We start from the raw sequence: 18,568 nt of genomic DNA, 5'->3' as shown, positions 1-18,568 counted from the left end.
GAGCGGGCTTGCTCGCGAAGAACGATGACGCGGTTTGGGATCAGAACTCCAACGTGCTCGACAACAGAATCTGCCGCGAATCCCCCATCGACACAAAGAACCGGCTCGCCGCCGAGGTGTAGTACGTGCGGTCAAACAGGTTCTTCACGTTGAGCTGAAACTTGACCCGCTGCCCTTCAACCTTGGTGTCGTACGTGGCGAACGCATCGGCCACGGTGTAGCTCGGCAGGTCGAAATCGTTGACGGCATTCCCCGCCCGCTCACCGACGTAACGCGCCCCGGCGCCAACCCGCAACTGATCGCCACCGACAATGGTGCCGAAGTCATAGACCGCCGACAGCGAGCCGCTGTTCTTGGCGACGTTTTGCAGCTGCTTGCCTTTGTAGTCCGGGTCTTCGGTGACTTCGGCATCGGTGTAGGCGTAGCTGCCAATCATGCTCCAGCGATCCGTCAGTTGGCCGGTCACGTCCACTTCCAGGCCACTGGAACGCACTTCGCCGGCAGCGCTGTAGATCGTCACCGGGCCTTCGGAGTTGGCCACCAGCACGTTGCGCTTCTTGATGTCGAACAGCGCGATGTCACCGGTGATGCGCCCCGGCAGGTCGAACTTGGCACCGATTTCCCAGGCCTTGGCTTCTTCCGGCGCGATGCTGCCGTCGAGCACGGTGCTGCTGCCGCTCAAGGGCGCGATGGTGGAGTTGGGTTTGAACGATTCGGTGTAGCTGCCGTAGAACGACAGTTCATCGGTGTAGCGATACACCAGCCCCGCGCGCGGCACCCACTTCTGGCCGTTGCTGTCGGTGTTGGCCCGGAACGGCACGCCTTTGCCGGCGTATTGGTCGTATTCCTGGAAGCGCCCGCCCGCGACAAAAATCCATTGATCGGTGAGGTGAATCGAGTCCTGCAGGAAGATCGAATCGCTGCGCAATTCATCGGTTTGCGCGCTGTCCGCCGGGCTGACGGTGGTGCCAGCGACTTCGCGGCCGTAGACCGGATTGACGTAGCTGAAGGTGCTCAGGCTTTTCTGGCGGATCAGATCTTCGCGGTAGATCTTGCGGTACTCGTCGTCGACGCCGAACACCAGGTCGTGTTTCATCCCGGCGAACTCGACATTGCCTTCGAGGCTGGCGGTGGTGAAGCGGTCGGTGCTGATCGCATTCTGCGTGCCGTCCATGCTGCGGGTCAGCGTGCCTTTTTTGGTGTCGATGGCGGTAACGCGCACTTGGCTGGCGTCGTAGGTTTCGCGGTTCCAGCTGTAACCGAAGTGGGCGGTCCAGTTGTCGTTGAGTTCGTGATCGGCCTCGAAGTGGTACAGGTCCGAACGGCCTTCCATATTGTTGAACGGCTCGTCGAGGCGCTCGTTGCGCGAGATGTCCAGCGGATGGTTGGTGCGCGGATCGATGATCGTGCCACGGTCGAACGGGGTCAGGAACTCGCGGTGTTCGTAGGAAAACAGCAGCTTGGTGCTTTCGCCGAACCAGGCCAGCGACGGCGCCACCAGCGACTCGCGGTGGGTGCCGAAATTGCGCCAGTAATCTTCATCTTCGTGGTCCAGGACCATGCGGTAAGCGAGGCCGGAGGTGCCGAGTGCGCCCGTGCTGTCGAAGCTGCCACCGCTGCCGTTTTTACCCTCGCCATAGGTCGAACCGCGCAGCATCAGGGCGTTGTATTGCTCAAGTTCCGGCTTCTTGCTGACCAGGTTGACCACCCCGCCCGGGTCCTGAATGCCGTACAGCAGCGAGGCCGGGCCCTTGAGCACTTCGACGCGATCGATACTTTCATTCATGCCGCGGCCCTGCACGATCGGCATGCCGTCGCGCATGATCGAGCCGTTACGGTTGTCACCGAAACCGCGGGTCATCACCGAGTCCTGGGTGCTCGCCAGCGTGTTGCCCTGGGTGATGCCACTGACGTTGGCCAGCGCGTCATCCAGATTGCGTGGCAGCTGATCGCGGATGACCTGGGCCGGGACGACGTTGACGGTCTGCGGGATTTCCTGGAGCAAGGCCGATGAGCGCATCACCGAACTGGTGGGCGGCGGTTGATAGCTCATGGACTGATCGGCGACCGAGGTGATGGTGGTCGCGCCCAGGTTCAAGGTGCCGGCCGTGGGCACGGGTTCAAGGATCAGGGTTTGCGCATCGGTGCGGCGATAGGTGAAGCCTGAGCCGCTGAGCAAACGCTGCATCGCTTGCTCGGCGCTCAACTGGCCGTTGATCGCCGGGGCGGTGAGGCCGTACGGCGCTTCATCGGTGTAGACCACGCTGATGCCGGTGACCCGGCTGAAGTCGCTCAGGGCCTGGGGCAGCGGTTTGGCGGCGATGGCGAAACTGAACTGGTCACGCTGTTGCGTGTTGTTGGCTTCAGCCGCCGAGGCGATGCTCGATGGTAACAACGCCAGCGCCGACATACTCAGCGCCGAAGCACCCAACCACTGTTTGACCGAACCCGATTTTGCCCTGGACTTCATTGCTCATGACCTGTGTAGAACCGCTACGGATGCGAATGACTCGCAGTTTCAGTCACTACACGGATGGGGGTTGGGTTTACCTCACTAGAAATTTGAAAATATTTTTACTTGAGATTGTGTGTTGGCTGATCGGACGCCTTCGCGAGCAAGCCCGCTCCCACATTCGACCGCATTCCTATGTGAGAACTCGGTCGAATGTGGGAGCGGGCTTGCTCGCGAAGGGACCAGCAGCCTCAACGCAAAATAATCAGATGCCCCAAAACGTTGTGCTGCTCAAACCCCAACACCCCCTGCAACGAACTCAACACCGCTTGCGGGTCCTTGCTCGGAAAGCTGCCACTGATCCGCCGCGCAGCCAGTTCATCGTTGAGCAACACGATCCGCCCCGGGTAATAGCGCCCGAGGTCCTGCACCACCTCCGCCAACGTCGCCTTGTAATAATTGAGCCAGCCCTGACGCCAGGCCAATTGCGCCTCGCTGTCCACAGCATGCAGTTTTTCCGCCGCGCCCTCGCCGTAGGCCACTTGTTGGCCGGCGGTCAGTATTTGTGGCTCGGCGTACTTCTTTGCTGTCACGCCGACCCGTCCGGACAACACCGTCACCTGAGCACCCTGGGGTTGCAGGCGCACTTCAAACTGCGTGCCCAGCACTTTCGCCTGGCCCTGTTCAGCGTCGACCACAAACGGATCACCCGTATGCGTCACGCTGAAAAACCCGGCGCCACGCCGCAACTGGACGTGCCGCTCACCGCGACTGAAATCCACCGCAATGGCACTGTCTGCATCCAGCGTGACTTGCGACTGATCCGCCAAGGTCACGGTGCGAATTTCCCCCGGTGCCGAGACATAGTCCGCTCCCAGGTCGTCAATCCATCGCGCAGGCTGCCAACCCGCGCCGAGGCCAATCATCAACAACAGGCACGCCGCCATCGCCAGCGCACCCGACCAGCGCCGCATGCTGTGGCGGCGTGATTGATTCATGGCATTGAGATAGCCCTGCAAGGCGAAAGCGTCTTCATCGGCCAGGGTTCGCGCCGGCGATTCGCTCAATTCCCACAGCACCTGCGCCTGAGCATATGCCTCGGCGTGGGCGGGATCTGCCTGCAACCAGTGACTGAACGTGAGTTGATCGCCACTGCTGGGCTGGTCATGCAGCAAGCACAGCCACGCGAAGGCGGCCTGTTCCTGAGCGGGCGTCGGGGTGACGCGTTCGAGCTGATTCACGGTGCTTTCCCTGGCGTGCGCGTGGGTGGTTCCCGCAGGCTGGCCTTGCAGGCATCGAGGGCGCGCATCATATGTTTTTCCACGGCGCTTTGGGACAAGCCCATGGCCTTGGCGATTTCGGCGTATTTGCGACCGTGGATGCGGTTGAGCAGGAAGATCTGCCGCGTGCGTTCCGGCAGGGCACGCAACGCGGCTTCGACGTGACGTAAATCGTTGCCGGCTTCCAGGGCGGCTTGCGGCTCACTGCCGTGGCTGTCTGGCGCGTCCGGCATCCAGCCTTCATTGACCCGCACCCGCGTGCCTTCGCTGCGCAAATGGTCGATGGCGATGTTGCCGGCGCAACGCAGCAGGTAGGTGCTGAGCTCCTCGACCTGCACCAGCGGCCGCCGCCAGAAACGCAGGAACAAATCCTGCACCAGGTCCGCCGCCGTCGCCCGACACCCCACGCGCCGGTTCACCAAAGCTTCCATTTGCGAACGCTGGGAAAGAAACACCTGCAGGAAATGCGCACGCGCCCCGCGATGTTCCTCGTCGTGTGATTCGGGTGGGAGGGTGATCATCCGGTCATCCCTGCACACAAGCGGCAATGGCCAATCGAGAGAAAACCGGGGAGCGTGGTGGTGTCTTTCATGGTGCGACCTTGAAACCGGTAAGGCCGCGTGAAAGTCATGGGGCCAGCGAGGGCGCAATATTAATGATAAATATTCTCATACGCAAAGAGATCCGATTGCCGGCGGGTGACATTTCTGAGGGGTTACACCCCTGTGGCGAGGGGGCTTGCCCCCGTTGGACTGCGAAGCGGTCCCAGAACCATCCAATGAGTTGTGTCAGAGAAAACCTCATAGCAGGTTTTGCGACTGCTTCGCAGCTGAACGGGGGCAGCCCCCTCGCCACAGGGATCCCATGAAGCCACAGGAATTTGTGAACCCAGAAACAAGAACGGGCCTGCATCAGCAGGCCCGTTTTCAGTGGTGGAAAGGTAAAAAGCGAATCAGCTGTCAGCCGTTTTGTGCGGCCTGCTCGTTCTCGAGAAATTCTTCCTCAAGCAGCTCATCGGCTGCAACTCGTTCGAACGGCACCACAGCGGCACGTGGTTTGCCCCGCAGTTTGCCAAACAGGTGTTCCAGCGCATGTTCGAGTTTTTCGGCCGCGCCGTCGATCGCCAGTTCCAGGTTATCGGCTTTATGGGTGACAGAAATCGGTTGGTGGCCTTTTGGCCGCGCTTCCAGCTGGCAGCGCATGTCGTGCGGTCCGGGCTTGTCGCCGTTTTCGTCTGACAGGTGGACCTCGACGCGGGTCAGGTCCTCTGCATAACGTTCGAGCGTGCTCTCAATGGTAGTACGTACCCACTCCTCCAGTCGGATGCTGCTTTGAATATGGTTATCGCTGTTGACTTGGATTTGCATAGTTCATCCCTTATTTCAGCTAGCTCGCGAGAGGCCCTTCGGCTAGCCCTTGGGCGTCATCACCGTGACCTCTTACTTACACAATCGGTCTGCGCGCAGAACAATTCAACCCCTAAAAAAAGATAAATATGGATTCGCAAAAAAACCCGGACAACGAGCAAAAGCGCTGTTAATGTCGGGAGTTGGGTCGACACGCTTCTTTGTCATAATTGCTCACATCTGCTGCTCTGCCAGCGGGTGCAGACTTCGAAAGATCCCCGCCTCCTCCACCAGCCAGTCATGCACCGCGCGCACGCCAGGATGGCTCAGGGCCCCCGGCGCATACAGCAGCATGTAGCGTTTGTAATTGGGCACCGCCAGCCCGAACGGCACAATCAATGTCCCCCGCTCCAGCTCATCGTTGAGCAATGTGCGCCGCGCAATCGCCACGCCCATCCCGGCAATGGCCGCTTCGATGGTCAGGTGATTGCGATTGAATGTGTGCCCGCGCCGCACGTCGGCGCCCTCGAAGCCGATGGCATTGAGGTAGAACTCCCATTCCGCGTATTCATAGCTGCCGCGCCAGGCGGTGATGTCGTGCAACAACGGGAAATGCACCAGGTCTGCCGGGCCATGCAGCGGCGGTCGGCCTCGCAGCAGGCTCGGTGCACAGACAGGGAAAATCTGCTCGTCGAGCAGGGCTGTGGATAACAGGCCCGGGTAGCTGCCATCGTTGAGGTCGATGGCCAGATCGAAATCCCCCTCGTGCAGCGGCACGCTGCTGTCCTCGGCCACCAGGCGCAACTGGATGTCTGGAAAGCGCTGCTGCAAACGTGGCAGGCGCGGGGTCAGCCATTTGCTCAGGAACGATGGAATTGAACGCAGCCGCAACGTTCCGCTGATCATTCCGGCGTCCAGTCGGCGCAGTTCCGCATCGATGCTGCCATACGCCTCGTTAACGGTAATGGCCAAGCGCTGGCCTTCGGCACTCAGTTCCACACCTCGCGCACGACGGTGAAACAGGCGGAAACCCAAACGCTCTTCCAGTTGCCGGATTTGCTGACTGACCGCACCGGGCGTGATGTGCAGTTCTTCAGCGCAACGGGTGAACGACAAGTGCCGCGCGGCACAGGAAAACACGTGCAGCCAGACGTACGTCTGAGCATGCAATTGACGACTCATCGTTTAGTCCTGCTAAAGGCTATCTTAGGAAGTTTCGTTGGTCACGCTGGACCGAGGCAGGCAGTATCGCCGACATTGCGCTTGTCCTACAAAAATGGCAGCGATTTCTCTTCCATTGCTTGTATAGGGTTTAGCATGGCTATCAGTGTTTTCGATCTTTTCAAAGTCGGCATCGGTCCGTCCAGTTCCCACACCGTCGGCCCGATGCGCGCCGCCGCGACCTTCGCCCAGGCGCTGATTGACCAACATTTGCTGGACACCGTACGTCGGGTAGAAATCCGCTTGTATGGCTCCCTCTCAGCCACCGGCGTCGGCCACGCGACCGACCGCGCCTGCGTCATGGGCCTGATGGGCGAATGGCCGGACAGCATCGATCCCACCTCCATCGACAGCCGTATCAAGACCTTGCGCGAAACCGGTGAATTGTCCCTCGCCGGCAAATCCACAATTGCCTTCGACTGGCAGCGCGATCTCCTGCTGCTGGACGAGAGCCTGCCCTACCATCCCAACGCGATGTCGCTGACAGCGTTCGGCGATTCCGGCGAACTCTACGAGCAAACGTACTACTCGGTCGGCGGCGGTTTCATCATCGAAGCGGCCCAAGCCGAGTCCGGCATCGCGCCGGCCAGCGATGTGGTGCTGCCGTACGATTTCTCCAGCGCCGCCGAATTGCTCCGGCTCTGCAACCAGCATGGCCTGCGGGTTTGCGAATTGATGATGGCCAATGAATTGGCCTGGCGCAGCGAAGCCGAGATCCGCCAGGGCTTGCTGCACATCTGGTCAGTGATGCGCGAGTGTGTCGAACAGGGTTTGCGTCACGAGGGCATTCTGCCCGGCGGCCTGAACGTGCCGCGTCGTGCGGCGAAACTGCACCGCAGCCTGCTGGAAATCGGCAAGCCGAATGTCATCACCTCCACCCTGTCGGCCATGGAATGGGTCAACCTGTTTGCCCTCGCCGTCAACGAAGAAAACGCCGCAGGCGGGCGCATGGTCACGGCACCGACCAACGGTGCGGCGGGGATCATTCCGGCGGTGCTGCATTACTACATGAAGTTCAACCCGGACGCGTCGGACGATGACGTGGTCGCGTTCTTTCTGGGCGCGGCGGCAGTCGGCATCCTGTGCAAGAAAAACGCCTCGATCTCCGGCGCCGAAGTCGGCTGTCAGGGCGAAGTCGGTTCAGCCTGCGCGATGGCCGCCGCCGGTCTGGCCGACGTGCTTGGCGCCACCCCGGAGCAACTGGAAAACGCTGCCGAAATCGGCCTGGAACACAACCTCGGCCTGACCTGCGACCCGGTCGGCGGCCTGGTCCAGGTGCCGTGCATCGAGCGCAACGCAATTGCCGCCGTGAAGGCGATCAACGCCACGCAAATGGCCCTGCGTGGTGACGGCAAACACTTCATTTCTCTGGACCGGGTGATCCGCACCATGCGTGATACCGGCGCCGACATGCATGACAAATACAAAGAGACGTCACGCGGCGGTTTGGCGGTGAGCTGGGTGGAGTGCTGATTGCACTGTCTGCGGTCATCTGCGCATTCATGCCCTGAAACGGGCAGGCAATAAGAAGGCGGGCTGCCTGATTGTCGGGGCGCCCGCCTGTTTTTTGCCGTGATCATTGTCCGACAATTTTTCCGGCATGCCCCTTGCTACGTCACCTCTGAGGCAAAAGGACTGTTGAAACCTCAGCGAGCGATCGGCCGATGGTCTGGTGGTGCGAACCAACCCGAATATGGCCGGTCAACAACTGCACGTTCAATCAGGCGGTGACGCATCATGGACAACCCCTTTCAGGTCATTACCGATGCCTTTGCACCGGATTACCAGATCAACCTGAGCATTCAGGGTCTGGACGGCAGCATCATGCTGACCCTCTCCAACAGCGGCCGCGTGGTGGCCAAACGGATGATCAGTGCAGAACAACGCAATGACCCCAAGCGCCTGAAGCGCCTGGTGCAAAGCATTCAGTTCGGCATCGCCATCGAGCAGGGCCACAGTGCCATGACCATCCTCGAGGCCATGACCGACGGCGACAGTCGCTCCCTGCCACCGCCGCCAGTCAAAGGCCAGCCGCGACCTGCGATCCGGCTTTAAAGCTCGCCCTTCTCCACTTCGGGATGTTCACTGGAACCCGCACCGACCTTGCGTTGCGGGTGTTCGATCTTCACCGAAGGGAATTGCGACGAGGCGTAGCGCACCACCAGAATCGAAAACGCCAGCAGCAGAATCCCGCCGCACAGGTAGATGATCCCCACGTCCGGCGGATTGTGGTGCGAGACGTTGGAGATCAGCAGCCGCGTCAGCGCGGTGATCGCCACGTATATCAGGAATCGCACCGGCATGTGATTGGTCTTGAAGTAAATCCCGACCATCGCCCCCAATTCGAGGTAGATGAACAGCAGCAAGATGTCGTCGATCTTGATGTGCCCTGCTTCGATCATCTGCAAGAATTCCATCACCGCGGCGTACGCGGTCACCGCACCGATGGCGAACAGCGCCAGGTAGTGGAAGGTCTCGACGAACAGGTTGCCCAGGGACTCGGCCAGTTGGTGCACGTTCTGCCGCAGGTTCTCGGCCCAGTTGATTTTCACAGTGTTGCTTCCTTAGCTCGGTTGGAGCGGATGATGCTGGATTGACGTGACGGTTGTTCTGCATGCAGAAAAAAGGCCAGTCGCTCTCGGTGAGATGGTGATGAGTTGTTGCTGGACACTTTTTTGGTGTCTGGGCGGGCCCCTTCGCGAGCAGGCTCGCTCCCACAGGGGATCTGTGGCGTGCACAAAACCAATGTGGGAGCGAGCCTGCTCGCGAAGGGTGCCACACGGCTCACCTGACAAACGCCAATTTCGGTCTACATTAAAAAGCCACTACCCAAAGCGCAGGGATTCGCTTATCCTTTTCGCTGTATATAAATACAGTGGTCGAAACAGACAACTAATGTGAAGGCATGTGAGGTGGTGAATGGCCGTCGAAGTGGTATACCGCAGCAGCCGAGATCTGGAGCGCTTGTTCATGGATAAAGCCGAAGCTGACCGTCATGACAAAATGCTCGAACTGGCTGAATTGCTGGCTGAAGTGTTGCAAAAAGCCGTTCCGTCCCTGACCGAGCAGCAAGTGGAAGAAGCCGGGATCTACATGGCGAAGAATCGCGATGTGTTCGCCAAGGCATTCAAGAGCCAGCCGGATGCGTTGTCCGAATTGCTGAATGCACCGGTTGAAGTGGTGGCACAGGCTGAACCTGCCGAGTCGGTTGAAGCCGCTGAATCAGCGCCGGCCAAGCCCGCCAAAGCGGCCAAGACGCCGAAGTAAGTAATGCCCGAATTGAATAGGCCCTGAGTCGAAGGACTCAGGGCCTTTTTCATATCCCGGATAAAAGGATGGCTCAGCGGTACAAGACTTTCTCTGCCAATTCGTCCGCTACTCGCGCAGGCGAACGTTTTTCCGCTTGGGCATGGGCGAAGACTTCGGTCAGCCGTGAGGCGATTTTCGACAGGTGCGCGGTGATGGTCGTCAGCTCTTCGCCGCGGTGTTTGAGCGAAACGTAGATCAGCCCACCGGAATTGATCACGTAGTCCGGCGCATACAGGATGCCTCGCCGCTCCAGTTGATCGGCGACTTCCAGGTGCGTCAGTTGATTGTTCGCAGAGCCGGCCACCGCCGAGCAGCGCAGTTGTGTCACGGTGTGGCTGTTGAGCACGCCACCCAGACCGCACGGCGCGAGGATGTCACACGGGGTGCTGAGCAGTGCGTCGTTGGCAATCGGGTGGGCGCCGAGTTGCTCCATCGCCAGTTGCACCTTGCCGTGATCGATATCGCTGACCAGCAGTTCCGCGCCGGCAGCGTGCAGTTGTTCGGCGAGCGCATAACCGACATTACCCAAGCCTTGAATCGCCACCCGCAGGCCTTCCAGGTTATCGCTGCCCAGACGCGCCATCGCGGTCGCTCGAATACCGGTGAACACGCCCATGGCGGCATGCGGCGCAGGATCGCCGGCCGACGTGGTGCTGGTGACGTGTTGGGTTTGCTGGGCGATGCAATCCATGTCCGCCACCGAGGTGCCGCTGTCGATGGCGGTGATGTAGCGGCCGTCGAGCTGATCGATACAGCGTCCGAACGCTTCGAACAGCGCGCCGCGATTTTCCACATGGATCGGGCGAACAATCACCGCCACGCCACCGCCCTGGGCGAGGCCGGCCAGCGCAGCCTTGTAACTCATGCCTTGCGCCAGGCGTATGGCATCCTCGACCGCGGATTCGTCGCTGGGATAGGCAAGGTAACGACAACCGCCCAGGGCGGGCCCGAGCCGGCTGTTATGAATGGCAATGACCGCCTTCAACCCGGTGACCGGGTCGACGCTCAGATGCAGCGATTCAAGGCGAGTGCTTTGCATGAGAGCGAACATCGTGGGGCTCCCGAATCACTTCTTGTAGTCGCCAGTATAGGCTTGCGCCCAAAAATTGCAGAAGCGCACCGGAATAAGCGGCGCTGCTTTGCAGGCTTTCGGACATAACCTGAAACCGGATGTGTGCAGCACTGGACGAATGTCGGAGACGGGGCTAAAACGAGGCATCCGCCGGAGATTTTGATGACGCCCCGCCAACGCTTCTTCGATTGCCTGCAACGTTCACCGCCTGCGCTGTTCGAAGCGGCGCTATGGATGGCGGTCGAGCACGATTCCAGGTTGAGTCCCGAAGCGGTACTGGCCGACTTCAGCGACCTGACGCAACAAGTCAGCTATGGCTTGCCGATGTTGCCGGTCAGCGAGCTGGCCCAGCCGTTGTTGCGGCGGATGAATGACCTGGGCTTCGCGCAGGACGACTTCACGCCATTGCGCCCGCAAGTGGCTTTGCTCAATAAAGTGCTGGAACTGCGGCGCGGCCAGCCGCTGTCCCTTGGGCTGATTGCGCTGGAGTTGGCCAAGCGCCTGGAAATTCCGTTGGTGGGGGTAAACTTCCCGGGGCACTTCCTGCTGCGGGTACCAGGCGCCGACCATCTGCTGGACCCCTGTGGCGGACGCCGGTTGTACCCCAATGACTGCCGGGAACTGCTGCAACGCCAGTACGGCCCGAACATGAAACTCAACGCCGATCATTTACTGACGGCGGACCCGGTGCAGATGCTGCAACGCCTGTCGCGAAACCTGCGTCAACTGCACCTCTCCCACGATGACTACATTGGCGCCCTGATCGATGCCGAACGCGTACTGGAACTGGGCAACGCCAGTGCCGCCGATTACCTGGCCCGGGCCAGCCTCTATCAGCGCCTGGACTGCCCGAATGCCGAGCGCTTCGATCTGGAGCATGCGCTGTTGCTCAGCGACGACCCGATCCAGCGGATTCGCCTGACCGAACGCCTGGGGCACCTGCCTCCCAACTCAATCGTCCACTGAGAACCCCTGTAGGAGCGGGCTTGCTCGCGAAAGCGGTGTGTCAGTCAAGTAGATGTCGACTGACACGACGCCTTCGCGAGCAAGCCCGCTCCCACATTTTGATCGGGTGAGGCTTTATGGGGTGTCTGGCTGGTTGGCCGGGTGGGCCTTGATGAACGCGGGATGCGTGGCTGCCAGCGCCGCTACCCGGCGAATCCGCGGATACGCTTCGAGGGAGATGTTGAATCGTTCGGCCGCGTACAGCTGAGGGATCAGGTAGACATCCGCCAATCCCGGTTCATCGCCAAAGCAATAACCCTCATCCCCGATCAACTGCTCCACCGTCGCCAACCCCTGGCTGATCCAGTGCCCGATCCACTCCACCACTTGCGGTTCGTCGTGGCCCAACTGGCGCAGCTTGTTGAGCACGCTGACGTTGTGCAGCGGATGCACGTCGCAACCAATCACCGCCGCCATACCGCGCTCATGCGCGCGGACGGCAAGGTCTTGGGACAGCAGCGGCACCTGTGGATAACGTTCTTCGAGGTATTCGATGATCGCCGGCGACTGAATCAACAGGTCGCCTTCATCCGTGCGCAAGGCCGGCACCCGGCCTTGCGGGTTGATGCCCAAGTAGGCCGGCTGGCGATGTTCGCCACCTGGCGGTGCAATCAGGTTGACCGGCAAGGCCTGGTAATCCAGTCCCTTGAGCGCCAGTGCGATACGCACCCGATACGACGAGGTCGAACGGTAGTAGGTATAGAGTTCCATGACCCGATCCTCTTAACGCGCCGGCAGTACTTTGCCGCGGCATTCGCCGAAGCCGATGGACGCGAACCCCTCACGGCTGCAACGGGCACGCAGGATGATCTCGTCGCCGTCTTCAAGGAATTTACGCACTTCGCCCGATGCCAGTTCGATCGGCTTTTTACCGCCTTCGGTGATTTCCAGCAGGCTGCCGAACTGCCCGTTTTGCGGACCGGACAAGGTGCCCGAACCGAACAGGTCGCCGGCCTGCAACTGGCAGCCGTTGACGCTGTGGTGCGCAACCATTTGCGCCACGGTCCAGTACATGTGTTGGGTGTTGCTGAGCGTCAGGCGATGGGCCGGCAGGTTTTGCTCGCGCAGGCCTTCGGTGAGCAGCAGCACTTCCAGCTCGATATCGAAACCACCAGCGGCCTGGTCGCGCTTGTCGAACAGGTACGGCAGCGGCTGTGGATCGCCTTCAGGACGTGCCGGTTGAGCACGACGGAACGGCTCCAGCGCTTCGGCGGTGACGACCCACGGCGAGATGCTGGTGATAAAGCTTTTCGACAGGAACGGGCCCAACGGCTGGTATTCCCAGGCCTGGATATCACGCGCCGACCAGTCGTTGAGCAGGCAGAAACCGGCGATGTGATCGGCGGCGTCACCGATGACGATCGAGTCGCCCATCTCATTACCCTGGCCAATCCAGATGCCCAGTTCCAACTCGTAATCCAGGCGTGCGCACGGACCAAACGTCGGTTCGGTCTGACCGGCCGGCAAGGTCTGCCCTTTCGGACGACGAACGTCAGTCCCGGACGGGCGAATGGTCGAGGCGCGACCGTGGTAGCCGATCGGCACGTACTTGTAGTTCGGCAGCAGCGGGTTATCGGGGCGGAACAGTTTGCCGACATTTTGTGCGTGCTCGATGCCCACATAAAAGTCGGTGTAATCGTTGATTTTCGCTGGCAGGTGCATCGTGCACTGAGCCGCCAATGGCAGCAGTTTTGCGCCTTGGGCTTCGATCTTGCCGTGCAGGGTGCTGCCTTCCTTGAACAGTTCGATCAAGCGTTCACGCAGGGCAACACGAGCTCCGCGACCGAGTTCGAAAAACGCATTCAACTGACCGCCACGGGTCGCTTCAACAGCGGCTTTGGCGGCGCCGTCGAACAGGCCGGCGTCCAGCGCCGCCTCGAGATCAAAGATATGGTCGCCAATCGCCACGCCGCTACGCGGGGCCGAACCGTTCACGCTGAACACGCCCAATGGCAGGTTTTGCAGCGGGAAATCGGTATGGCCGTTGGCGGAGGCAACCCAGCTACGAGTGATGGAAGTCTGAGTCATGGGTTATCTCCGGGTCGGGTCGAAAGTGGCGGGCAGCGTGGCCCAGCAGGCATCGTAGTTGGTTTGCAGTTGCGGACAGTCGAGGGCAAAACGGCTCGGGCGCAAGACCTGGCTCGTCTCGAACATGAACGCCATGGTGTTGTCGATTTTCGCCGGCGCCAGCTCAGCGTTGATGGCCTTGGTGCAGGTTTCGCCGTCCGGGCCATGAGCGCTCATGCAGCTGTGCAAGGACGCACCGCCGGGCACAAAGCCTTCGGCCTTGGCATCGTAGGCGCCCTGGATCAGGCCCATGAATTCGTTCATCAGGTTGCGGTGGAACCACGGCGGACGGAAGGTTTTCTCGGCGACCATCCAGCGTGGCGGGAAGATCACGAAGTCCAGGTTAGCCAAACCGTGCACGCTGGTCGGCGAGGTCAGGACAGTGAAAATCGACGGATCCGGATGATCAAAACTGACCGTGCCGATGGTGTTGAAACGGCGCAGGTCATATTTGTACGGCACGTTAGTGCCGTGCCAGGCGACCACGTTCAGCGGCGAATGATCGAGCTCACAGCCCCACAACTGGCCGAGGAATTTCTGCACCAGGGTGGTCGGTTGCTTGAGGTGTTCGTAGTGCGCAACCGGCGTCAGGAAGTCCCGCGGGTTGGCGAGGCCATTGCTGCCGATCGGCCCCAGATCCGGCAGACGCAACGGTGCGCCGTGGTTCTCGGCGATGTAACCGCGTGCATGCGGGTCGAGCAGTTCGACGCGGAATTTCAGCCCGCGCGGCAGCACGGCGATCTCCAGCGGCTCCAGCTCCAGCACGCCGAGTTCAGTGGCAATGCGCAAGCGCCCCAGTTCAGGCACCAACAACATTTCGCCGTCAGCGTTGAAGAACACGCGCTCCATGGAACGGTTGGCGCGATAGCTATGGATGCTGATTCCGGCCGGTTTTTCCGCACCCGAGTTGGCCGCCATGCTCACCAATCCGTCGATGAAATCGGTCGGCTCGGTCGGGATGTCCAACGGGTTCCAGCGCAGACGGTTGGGCGTCACTTCACCCAACGGACCGCCGGCCAGTTGCCGCTCCAGTTTGACGAACGCCGGGTGATTGGCCGATGGCTGAATGCGGTACATCCAGGTACGCCGTGCTTCGCTGCGGGCCATGGTGAACGCAGTGCCGGAGAACAATTCGGTGTAGAGGCCATACGGGGCTTTTTGCGGGGAGTTCTGACCGATGGGCAGTGCGCCGGGCAACGCTTCACTGCTGAATTCGTTGCCGAAGCCGGACTGATAAGCCAGTGCTGGCGCGGTTGAATCAGGGTTCATGGAGCCTCCTGAACGGGGACTAGGCGATGGCCTGTCACTCTGTTGCAGAGGTTCGGCACGCCAGGGTTATTTTTATCGTAATCTGATTACGCATAACGTAATTTGATTGGTATTGACCGTCAAGCTATAAAGACGCCCATTCGTCCCGGGATCAGACCGCCTCCATGGAAACGCCGCGCAGCAACGATAAACAGAAAGTCCGCTCGGCCGAGGTCGGCACCGACATCCTCAAGGCGTTGGCCGAGTTGTCGCCCTCGACTTCGCTTTCGCGCCTGGCCGAACACGTGCAGATGCCGGCGAGCAAGGTTCACCGCTATTTGCAGGCGCTGATCGCCAGCGGTTTTGCCGAGCAGAACCCTGCCACCAACCATTACGGCCTCGGTCGTGAAGCCTTGCGTGTGGGGCTCGCTGCACTCAACAGTATGGACGTGCTGAAAGTCGCCGCCCTGCCCTTGGCCGAATTGCGCGATGAACTGAACGAGACCTGCTTTCTGGCGGTATGGGGCAATCAGGGCGCGACCGTGGTGCACATCGAACCGGCCGTGCGCGCGGTGACGGTGGTGACGCAATTGGGTTCGGTGCTGCCATTACTCAGTTCGTCCACTGGCCTGGTGTTTGGCGCTTATCTACCGAAACGGGAAACCGTGGACTTGCGCGATCAGGAACTGCACAACGCCACGGACCACATCTTGGCGGACGATCAAACGTATGCGGCCTTGTGCGAACAGATCCGCGAACGCGGCCTGCATCATGTGCATGGGTTGTTGATGCCAGGGGTGGACGCCTTGTCGGCACCGGTATTCAACGCCGTGGGGAATGTCGCGGCGGTCTTGACCATTGTCGGCCCGACCTCGTTGTTTCACGCCGACGAAAACGGCCCGGCGGCGCAGCGATTGCTGGCGGCGACGCGGGCCGTGAGTTGGCGGATGGGGTATCAGCCCGCCAATGTCAGTCGCTGAACCAGACGCGACATCGGCGTTCAGCCATTGCCCTTAGCTGATAGTGGTTTTGCTAGTGATGCTTTCTGGGTCGTCGAGAACCTCCTGAATGACCTCCCACGCCCGTTCATGCAATCGAGGTTGCCCGGATATTTCGGCAAACAGTTTTTCCACGGTATACACATCACCCAGCAAACCGATCACGTCTTTCTGCAACTTGGTGACCTGCGACAGTCCATGAATTCCCTTGGCGAGGACCCCCAGCTCAATCACCGCCTTGATGTAATGCTTCAGGGCCTTGGTCCGATTGCCCTCGGTATAGGCACGAACACCTTGCACCATATTTTGAGCAAACAAGGCGACGCTCAATGCGATACCGACGGGGGCATAGACAATGGCGATGGCACTCACTGCTGAAACCACAGACTTGCTCACCAGGCCGATGATGATCTCTTCAAGACTCTGCGTTTTCTCGTCGACGTCGGAGATGACCTTGGTTACCACGTCGTAGTAGCACGCATACAAATCCGTGACCCGACTGTTACGTTCCAGTATTGGCGCCTTGGTAAAGTTGGCGACTTGCTCGAGATCCGTCAGGTAAGTACCGACCTCCGGCTGGTATTTCCCAAATGCCCGACCATAGAAGTAATCACCAAGGCCGCGCGTTTTCACCGCACTCACGAAGTCCTTGAATGGCCGCAGCTCACATCCGTCGGGCGCATCCGGGGTGTATAGGTATTCAGCGATCTTCCCGCCGACGTGCAGCCTGAAGACGAACGCGTCGACTATCGGGCGCCCCTTGAGATGGAGTTTGAACAAGGCACTGTGTTGCACATCGTCAGGCGATTCGCCCACAGGCCAGTCCGGTTGCGGAGAATCAAACGCCGCGACAACTTTCATCAACTCTTCGAAGTGTTCCCGAACCAGACGACCTGTGAACAACGCCCGCAAGATTGCCACGCGCATCTGGCGTTGCATGATCCCCATATACAGCTGTTGCTTGAAAAAACCTTTTTCACGGTCAATGTGCGTTGCACGCAACATGTCAATGTACTTTTCACCCGGGCGCAGCCTTCGCGACAAATCGGCAATGTCGTGAATAGAGAGCTTGGTGATGGGAGGATGGTCAGCGGCCACTATGAAACTTGGGACACCGTCCCGGACTGCGTTAGTAGAATAAAAATGCACTTCGTCGGCAATTAACCGAGTCAGTGTTGTCTGTTGACCCCGTTCGTATTCCACGCAAATCCGGTCAGGATCGATCGCGACTTTTTCGCCTTGGGACAGGAGATTTTCTTCGATTATCTGTTTGACCAATTGATGGCAAAAACGCTCATAACTGATAAATCCGCCTTCACGTACTTCAATGGTTTTCATTGCCCGGAGTTCACAATTCATCCGGGTGAAATTCTGGCGCTGCTGCTGTGTAGCGGTCCGATACCCATAGGGAGTGTGGTGTTCTTCCTGAGCCACGAGCCAGGCCCGATGGTTGTAAACAATGGTGTCCAGAACTTCGGCCCCGGTGTAAGGGGTAGGTGCGAGCGCCACGCCACGCCACAGATTCGGCAGTTTGAAGACCTGGTTCATATAGCCGCTGACGGTTTCACGATCCAGCGCGTGGGAGCGCCATAACAGATAGTCGGAGCCTTCGGACGTTGCCGTCCAGCCACCGATCTCAAAGCTTAGTTGCCTGAGGGAGGGCAATTGGTACCAGTCCTGACCACCCGGCGAATCGGGCGCATACAACAGCCAGTCGTCCTCGCTGGGGCTACGGCTGCCAATGGCAACCAGTTCCAGGAGTGGCCGCGTATCGTCACGTAGTTGCAATGGCGCGATCATCAGGCTCGCTTCCCCGTCCAAAGCACGTTGGACCCGTCGGAGACTGGCGTCTTCGAGATGGCCTTGAAGCTTCGCGCCAAAGGCACTCAGCAGCAATTGATCCCGGGTGATGCGGACCATGGTGGCGAGCACCTCACTGCGCTGGAACATGGATCGGTAGGCGGCGCCGTAGGCGGCGCGCATGTCTTCGGCCATCACTTCCTCCAACCATTGCTGGTTTAATCCGGAAGGAAGGCCTTCACCCTCAAACGTAATCCATCCACGCCACCCCTGCTCGTGCAGGCCGCACACCATCAACTCCGTCAGAGAACGCCTGTCTTCTTGCGTGACTCGGTTCCAGGCCACATCAAAGCTGTAACGGCTGGTAATCATCAGCTCGTCGGGATCCAGCGTGCTGCCGAATTCCAACTGCAACAGCTGGCTGGCCACGCTTTTTGCGTAAGCCTGCACACTGACGTGGCTTCCCAGTTGTTTGTCCAGATCGGCCTGACTGGTGATCAACTGTTGTTCCAGTTCGCCGAAGTGCAGTTGTTCATTAACACTGGCACGTTCAAGCCATTGCGGACGATTGCCGATATCAATGGATAGATACTTGTTCATCATATTCATATTGCTGCCCTTAAATATTAAATAGCGGAGTGAAAATTCACTCCAACAAATTAACCGAGGACAACAACACACCAAAGCAGGCAAACAATACCAACTGCTTACAACTTAAACCGCATGTGACTTTCAAACTTTTAAATCAAATCCGATTATTGCCTTATCGC

General features: G+C 59.6%; 15 protein-coding genes and 1 pseudogene. 5 read left to right on the top strand and 11 right to left on the bottom strand.

Annotation, left to right across the window (positions count from 1 at the left end):
* Positions 1–40: 40 nt before the first annotated feature.
* The 5 genes from BK660_RS23850 to BK660_RS23830 form a co-directional block, all read right to left on the bottom strand.
* The gene (locus tag BK660_RS23850; RefSeq protein WP_123435364.1) at positions 41–2,470 is read right to left on the bottom strand and encodes a TonB-dependent siderophore receptor; all 2,430 of its coding nucleotides are present in this window, start codon (positions 2,468–2,470) and stop codon (positions 41–43) included.
* Positions 2,471–2,703: 233 nt separating this feature from the next.
* Positions 2,704–3,693: a FecR family protein gene (locus BK660_RS23845; protein ID WP_123435363.1), complete on the bottom strand. Its 990-nt coding sequence runs from the start codon at positions 3,691–3,693 to the stop codon at positions 2,704–2,706.
* Positions 3,690–4,253, bottom strand: coding sequence for an RNA polymerase sigma factor (locus tag BK660_RS23840; RefSeq protein WP_123435362.1), 564 nt, complete (start codon positions 4,251–4,253; stop codon positions 3,690–3,692). Before BK660_RS23840 ends, BK660_RS23845 begins: the two co-directional genes overlap by 4 nt.
* Before the next feature lie 438 nt (positions 4,254–4,691).
* Positions 4,692–5,099: an HPF/RaiA family ribosome-associated protein gene (locus BK660_RS23835; RefSeq protein WP_123435361.1), complete on the bottom strand. Its 408-nt coding sequence runs from the start codon at positions 5,097–5,099 to the stop codon at positions 4,692–4,694.
* Positions 5,100–5,312: 213 nt separating this feature from the next.
* Positions 5,313–6,260 carry a LysR substrate-binding domain-containing protein gene (locus BK660_RS23830; RefSeq protein WP_123435360.1) on the bottom strand — a complete coding sequence of 316 codons (948 nt, stop codon included), beginning with the start codon at positions 6,258–6,260 and terminating at the stop codon, positions 5,313–5,315.
* 135 nt (positions 6,261–6,395) lie between these two features.
* On the opposite strand from BK660_RS23830, the gene BK660_RS23825 reads away from it, so the two are divergent.
* Together BK660_RS23825 and BK660_RS23820 are read left to right on the top strand one after the other, a co-directional pair.
* Positions 6,396–7,772 carry an L-serine ammonia-lyase gene (locus tag BK660_RS23825; protein ID WP_123435359.1) on the top strand — a complete coding sequence of 459 codons (1,377 nt, stop codon included), beginning with the start codon at positions 6,396–6,398 and terminating at the stop codon, positions 7,770–7,772.
* Between the two features lie 264 nt (positions 7,773–8,036).
* A complete protein-coding gene (locus tag BK660_RS23820; RefSeq protein ID WP_123435358.1) occupies positions 8,037–8,354 on the top strand; it encodes a DUF3509 domain-containing protein in 318 nt (105 codons plus the stop codon).
* Here BK660_RS23820 and BK660_RS23815 read toward each other — a convergent pair.
* On the bottom strand, positions 8,351–8,851 hold the full coding sequence (locus BK660_RS23815; protein WP_027924586.1) for a phosphate-starvation-inducible protein PsiE: 501 nt from the start codon (positions 8,849–8,851) through the stop codon (positions 8,351–8,353). The two genes, BK660_RS23820 and BK660_RS23815, sit on opposite strands and share 4 nt — an antisense overlap.
* 367 nt (positions 8,852–9,218) lie before the next feature.
* On the opposite strand from BK660_RS23815, the pseudogene BK660_RS23805 reads away from it, so the two are divergent.
* A pseudogene (locus BK660_RS23805) lies at positions 9,219–9,458 on the top strand (YebG family protein); the annotation flags it as partial.
* Between the two features lie 181 nt (positions 9,459–9,639).
* Here BK660_RS23805 and BK660_RS23800 read toward each other — a convergent pair.
* Positions 9,640–10,659 (bottom strand): Glu/Leu/Phe/Val dehydrogenase family protein, encoded by a 1,020-nt coding sequence (locus BK660_RS23800; RefSeq protein WP_123435355.1) that lies wholly within the window; start codon positions 10,657–10,659, stop codon positions 9,640–9,642.
* A 183-nt stretch (positions 10,660–10,842) separates the two neighbouring features.
* On the opposite strand from BK660_RS23800, the gene BK660_RS23795 reads away from it, so the two are divergent.
* Positions 10,843–11,646, top strand: coding sequence for a SirB1 family protein (locus tag BK660_RS23795; RefSeq protein WP_123435354.1), 804 nt, complete (start codon positions 10,843–10,845; stop codon positions 11,644–11,646).
* Positions 11,647–11,760: 114 nt separating this feature from the next.
* On the opposite strand, the gene maiA is transcribed toward BK660_RS23795, so the two are convergent.
* Genes maiA through hmgA form a run of 3 tightly spaced genes read right to left on the bottom strand, consistent with a single transcriptional unit; the run spans position 11,761 to position 15,021 of the window.
* Positions 11,761–12,396, bottom strand: a complete 636-nt coding sequence (gene maiA / locus BK660_RS23790) for a maleylacetoacetate isomerase (protein ID WP_123435353.1) — start codon at positions 12,394–12,396, stop codon at positions 11,761–11,763.
* Positions 12,397–12,408: 12 nt separating this feature from the next.
* The gene (gene fahA, locus BK660_RS23785; RefSeq protein WP_123435352.1) at positions 12,409–13,713 is read right to left on the bottom strand and encodes a fumarylacetoacetase; all 1,305 of its coding nucleotides are present in this window, start codon (positions 13,711–13,713) and stop codon (positions 12,409–12,411) included.
* 3 nt (positions 13,714–13,716) lie between these two features.
* On the bottom strand, positions 13,717–15,021 hold the full coding sequence (gene hmgA, locus BK660_RS23780) for a homogentisate 1,2-dioxygenase (protein WP_123435351.1): 1,305 nt from the start codon (positions 15,019–15,021) through the stop codon (positions 13,717–13,719).
* Positions 15,022–15,185: 164 nt separating this feature from the next.
* On the opposite strand from hmgA, the gene BK660_RS23775 reads away from it, so the two are divergent.
* Complete coding sequence (locus BK660_RS23775; protein WP_123435350.1) at positions 15,186–15,980, top strand: IclR family transcriptional regulator; 795 nt, start codon at positions 15,186–15,188, stop codon at positions 15,978–15,980.
* A 33-nt stretch (positions 15,981–16,013) separates the two neighbouring features.
* Here the strand turns inward: BK660_RS23775 and BK660_RS23770 are convergent, their stop codons facing one another.
* A complete protein-coding gene (locus BK660_RS23770) occupies positions 16,014–18,407 on the bottom strand; it encodes a dermonecrotic toxin domain-containing protein (RefSeq protein ID WP_123435349.1) in 2,394 nt (797 codons plus the stop codon).
* Positions 18,408–18,568: the final 161 nt, after the last annotated feature.

The organism is Pseudomonas brassicacearum (genome assembly GCF_003732265.1).
Classification (GTDB): domain Bacteria; phylum Pseudomonadota; class Gammaproteobacteria; order Pseudomonadales; family Pseudomonadaceae; genus Aquipseudomonas; species Aquipseudomonas brassicacearum_D.
Note: the sequence above shows the minus strand (reverse complement) of the source record. Positions and strands in the feature narration are given on the sequence as shown.

Excerpts from the sequence above, each read along its gene's own strand:
- BK660_RS23850 (WP_123435364.1), bottom strand. The coding sequence starts at position 2,470 with ATGAAGTCCAGGGCAAAATCGGGTTCGGTCAAACAGTGGTTGGGTGCT.
- BK660_RS23840 (WP_123435362.1), bottom strand. The coding sequence starts at position 4,253 with ATGATCACCCTCCCACCCGAATCACACGACGAGGAACATCGCGGGGCG.
- BK660_RS23835 (WP_123435361.1), bottom strand. The coding sequence starts at position 5,099 with ATGCAAATCCAAGTCAACAGCGATAACCATATTCAAAGCAGCATCCGA.
- BK660_RS23830 (WP_123435360.1), bottom strand. The coding sequence starts at position 6,260 with ATGAGTCGTCAATTGCATGCTCAGACGTACGTCTGGCTGCACGTGTTT.
- BK660_RS23825 (WP_123435359.1), top strand. The coding sequence starts at position 6,396 with ATGGCTATCAGTGTTTTCGATCTTTTCAAAGTCGGCATCGGTCCGTCC.
- BK660_RS23820 (WP_123435358.1), top strand. The coding sequence starts at position 8,037 with ATGGACAACCCCTTTCAGGTCATTACCGATGCCTTTGCACCGGATTAC.
- BK660_RS23800 (WP_123435355.1), bottom strand. The coding sequence starts at position 10,659 with ATGTTCGCTCTCATGCAAAGCACTCGCCTTGAATCGCTGCATCTGAGC.
- BK660_RS23795 (WP_123435354.1), top strand. The coding sequence starts at position 10,843 with ATGACGCCCCGCCAACGCTTCTTCGATTGCCTGCAACGTTCACCGCCT.
- maiA (WP_123435353.1), bottom strand. The coding sequence starts at position 12,396 with ATGGAACTCTATACCTACTACCGTTCGACCTCGTCGTATCGGGTGCGT.
- fahA (WP_123435352.1), bottom strand. The coding sequence starts at position 13,713 with ATGACTCAGACTTCCATCACTCGTAGCTGGGTTGCCTCCGCCAACGGC.
- hmgA (WP_123435351.1), bottom strand. The coding sequence starts at position 15,021 with ATGAACCCTGATTCAACCGCGCCAGCACTGGCTTATCAGTCCGGCTTC.
- BK660_RS23775 (WP_123435350.1), top strand. The coding sequence starts at position 15,186 with ATGGAAACGCCGCGCAGCAACGATAAACAGAAAGTCCGCTCGGCCGAG.
- BK660_RS23770 (WP_123435349.1), bottom strand. The coding sequence starts at position 18,407 with ATGAATATGATGAACAAGTATCTATCCATTGATATCGGCAATCGTCCG.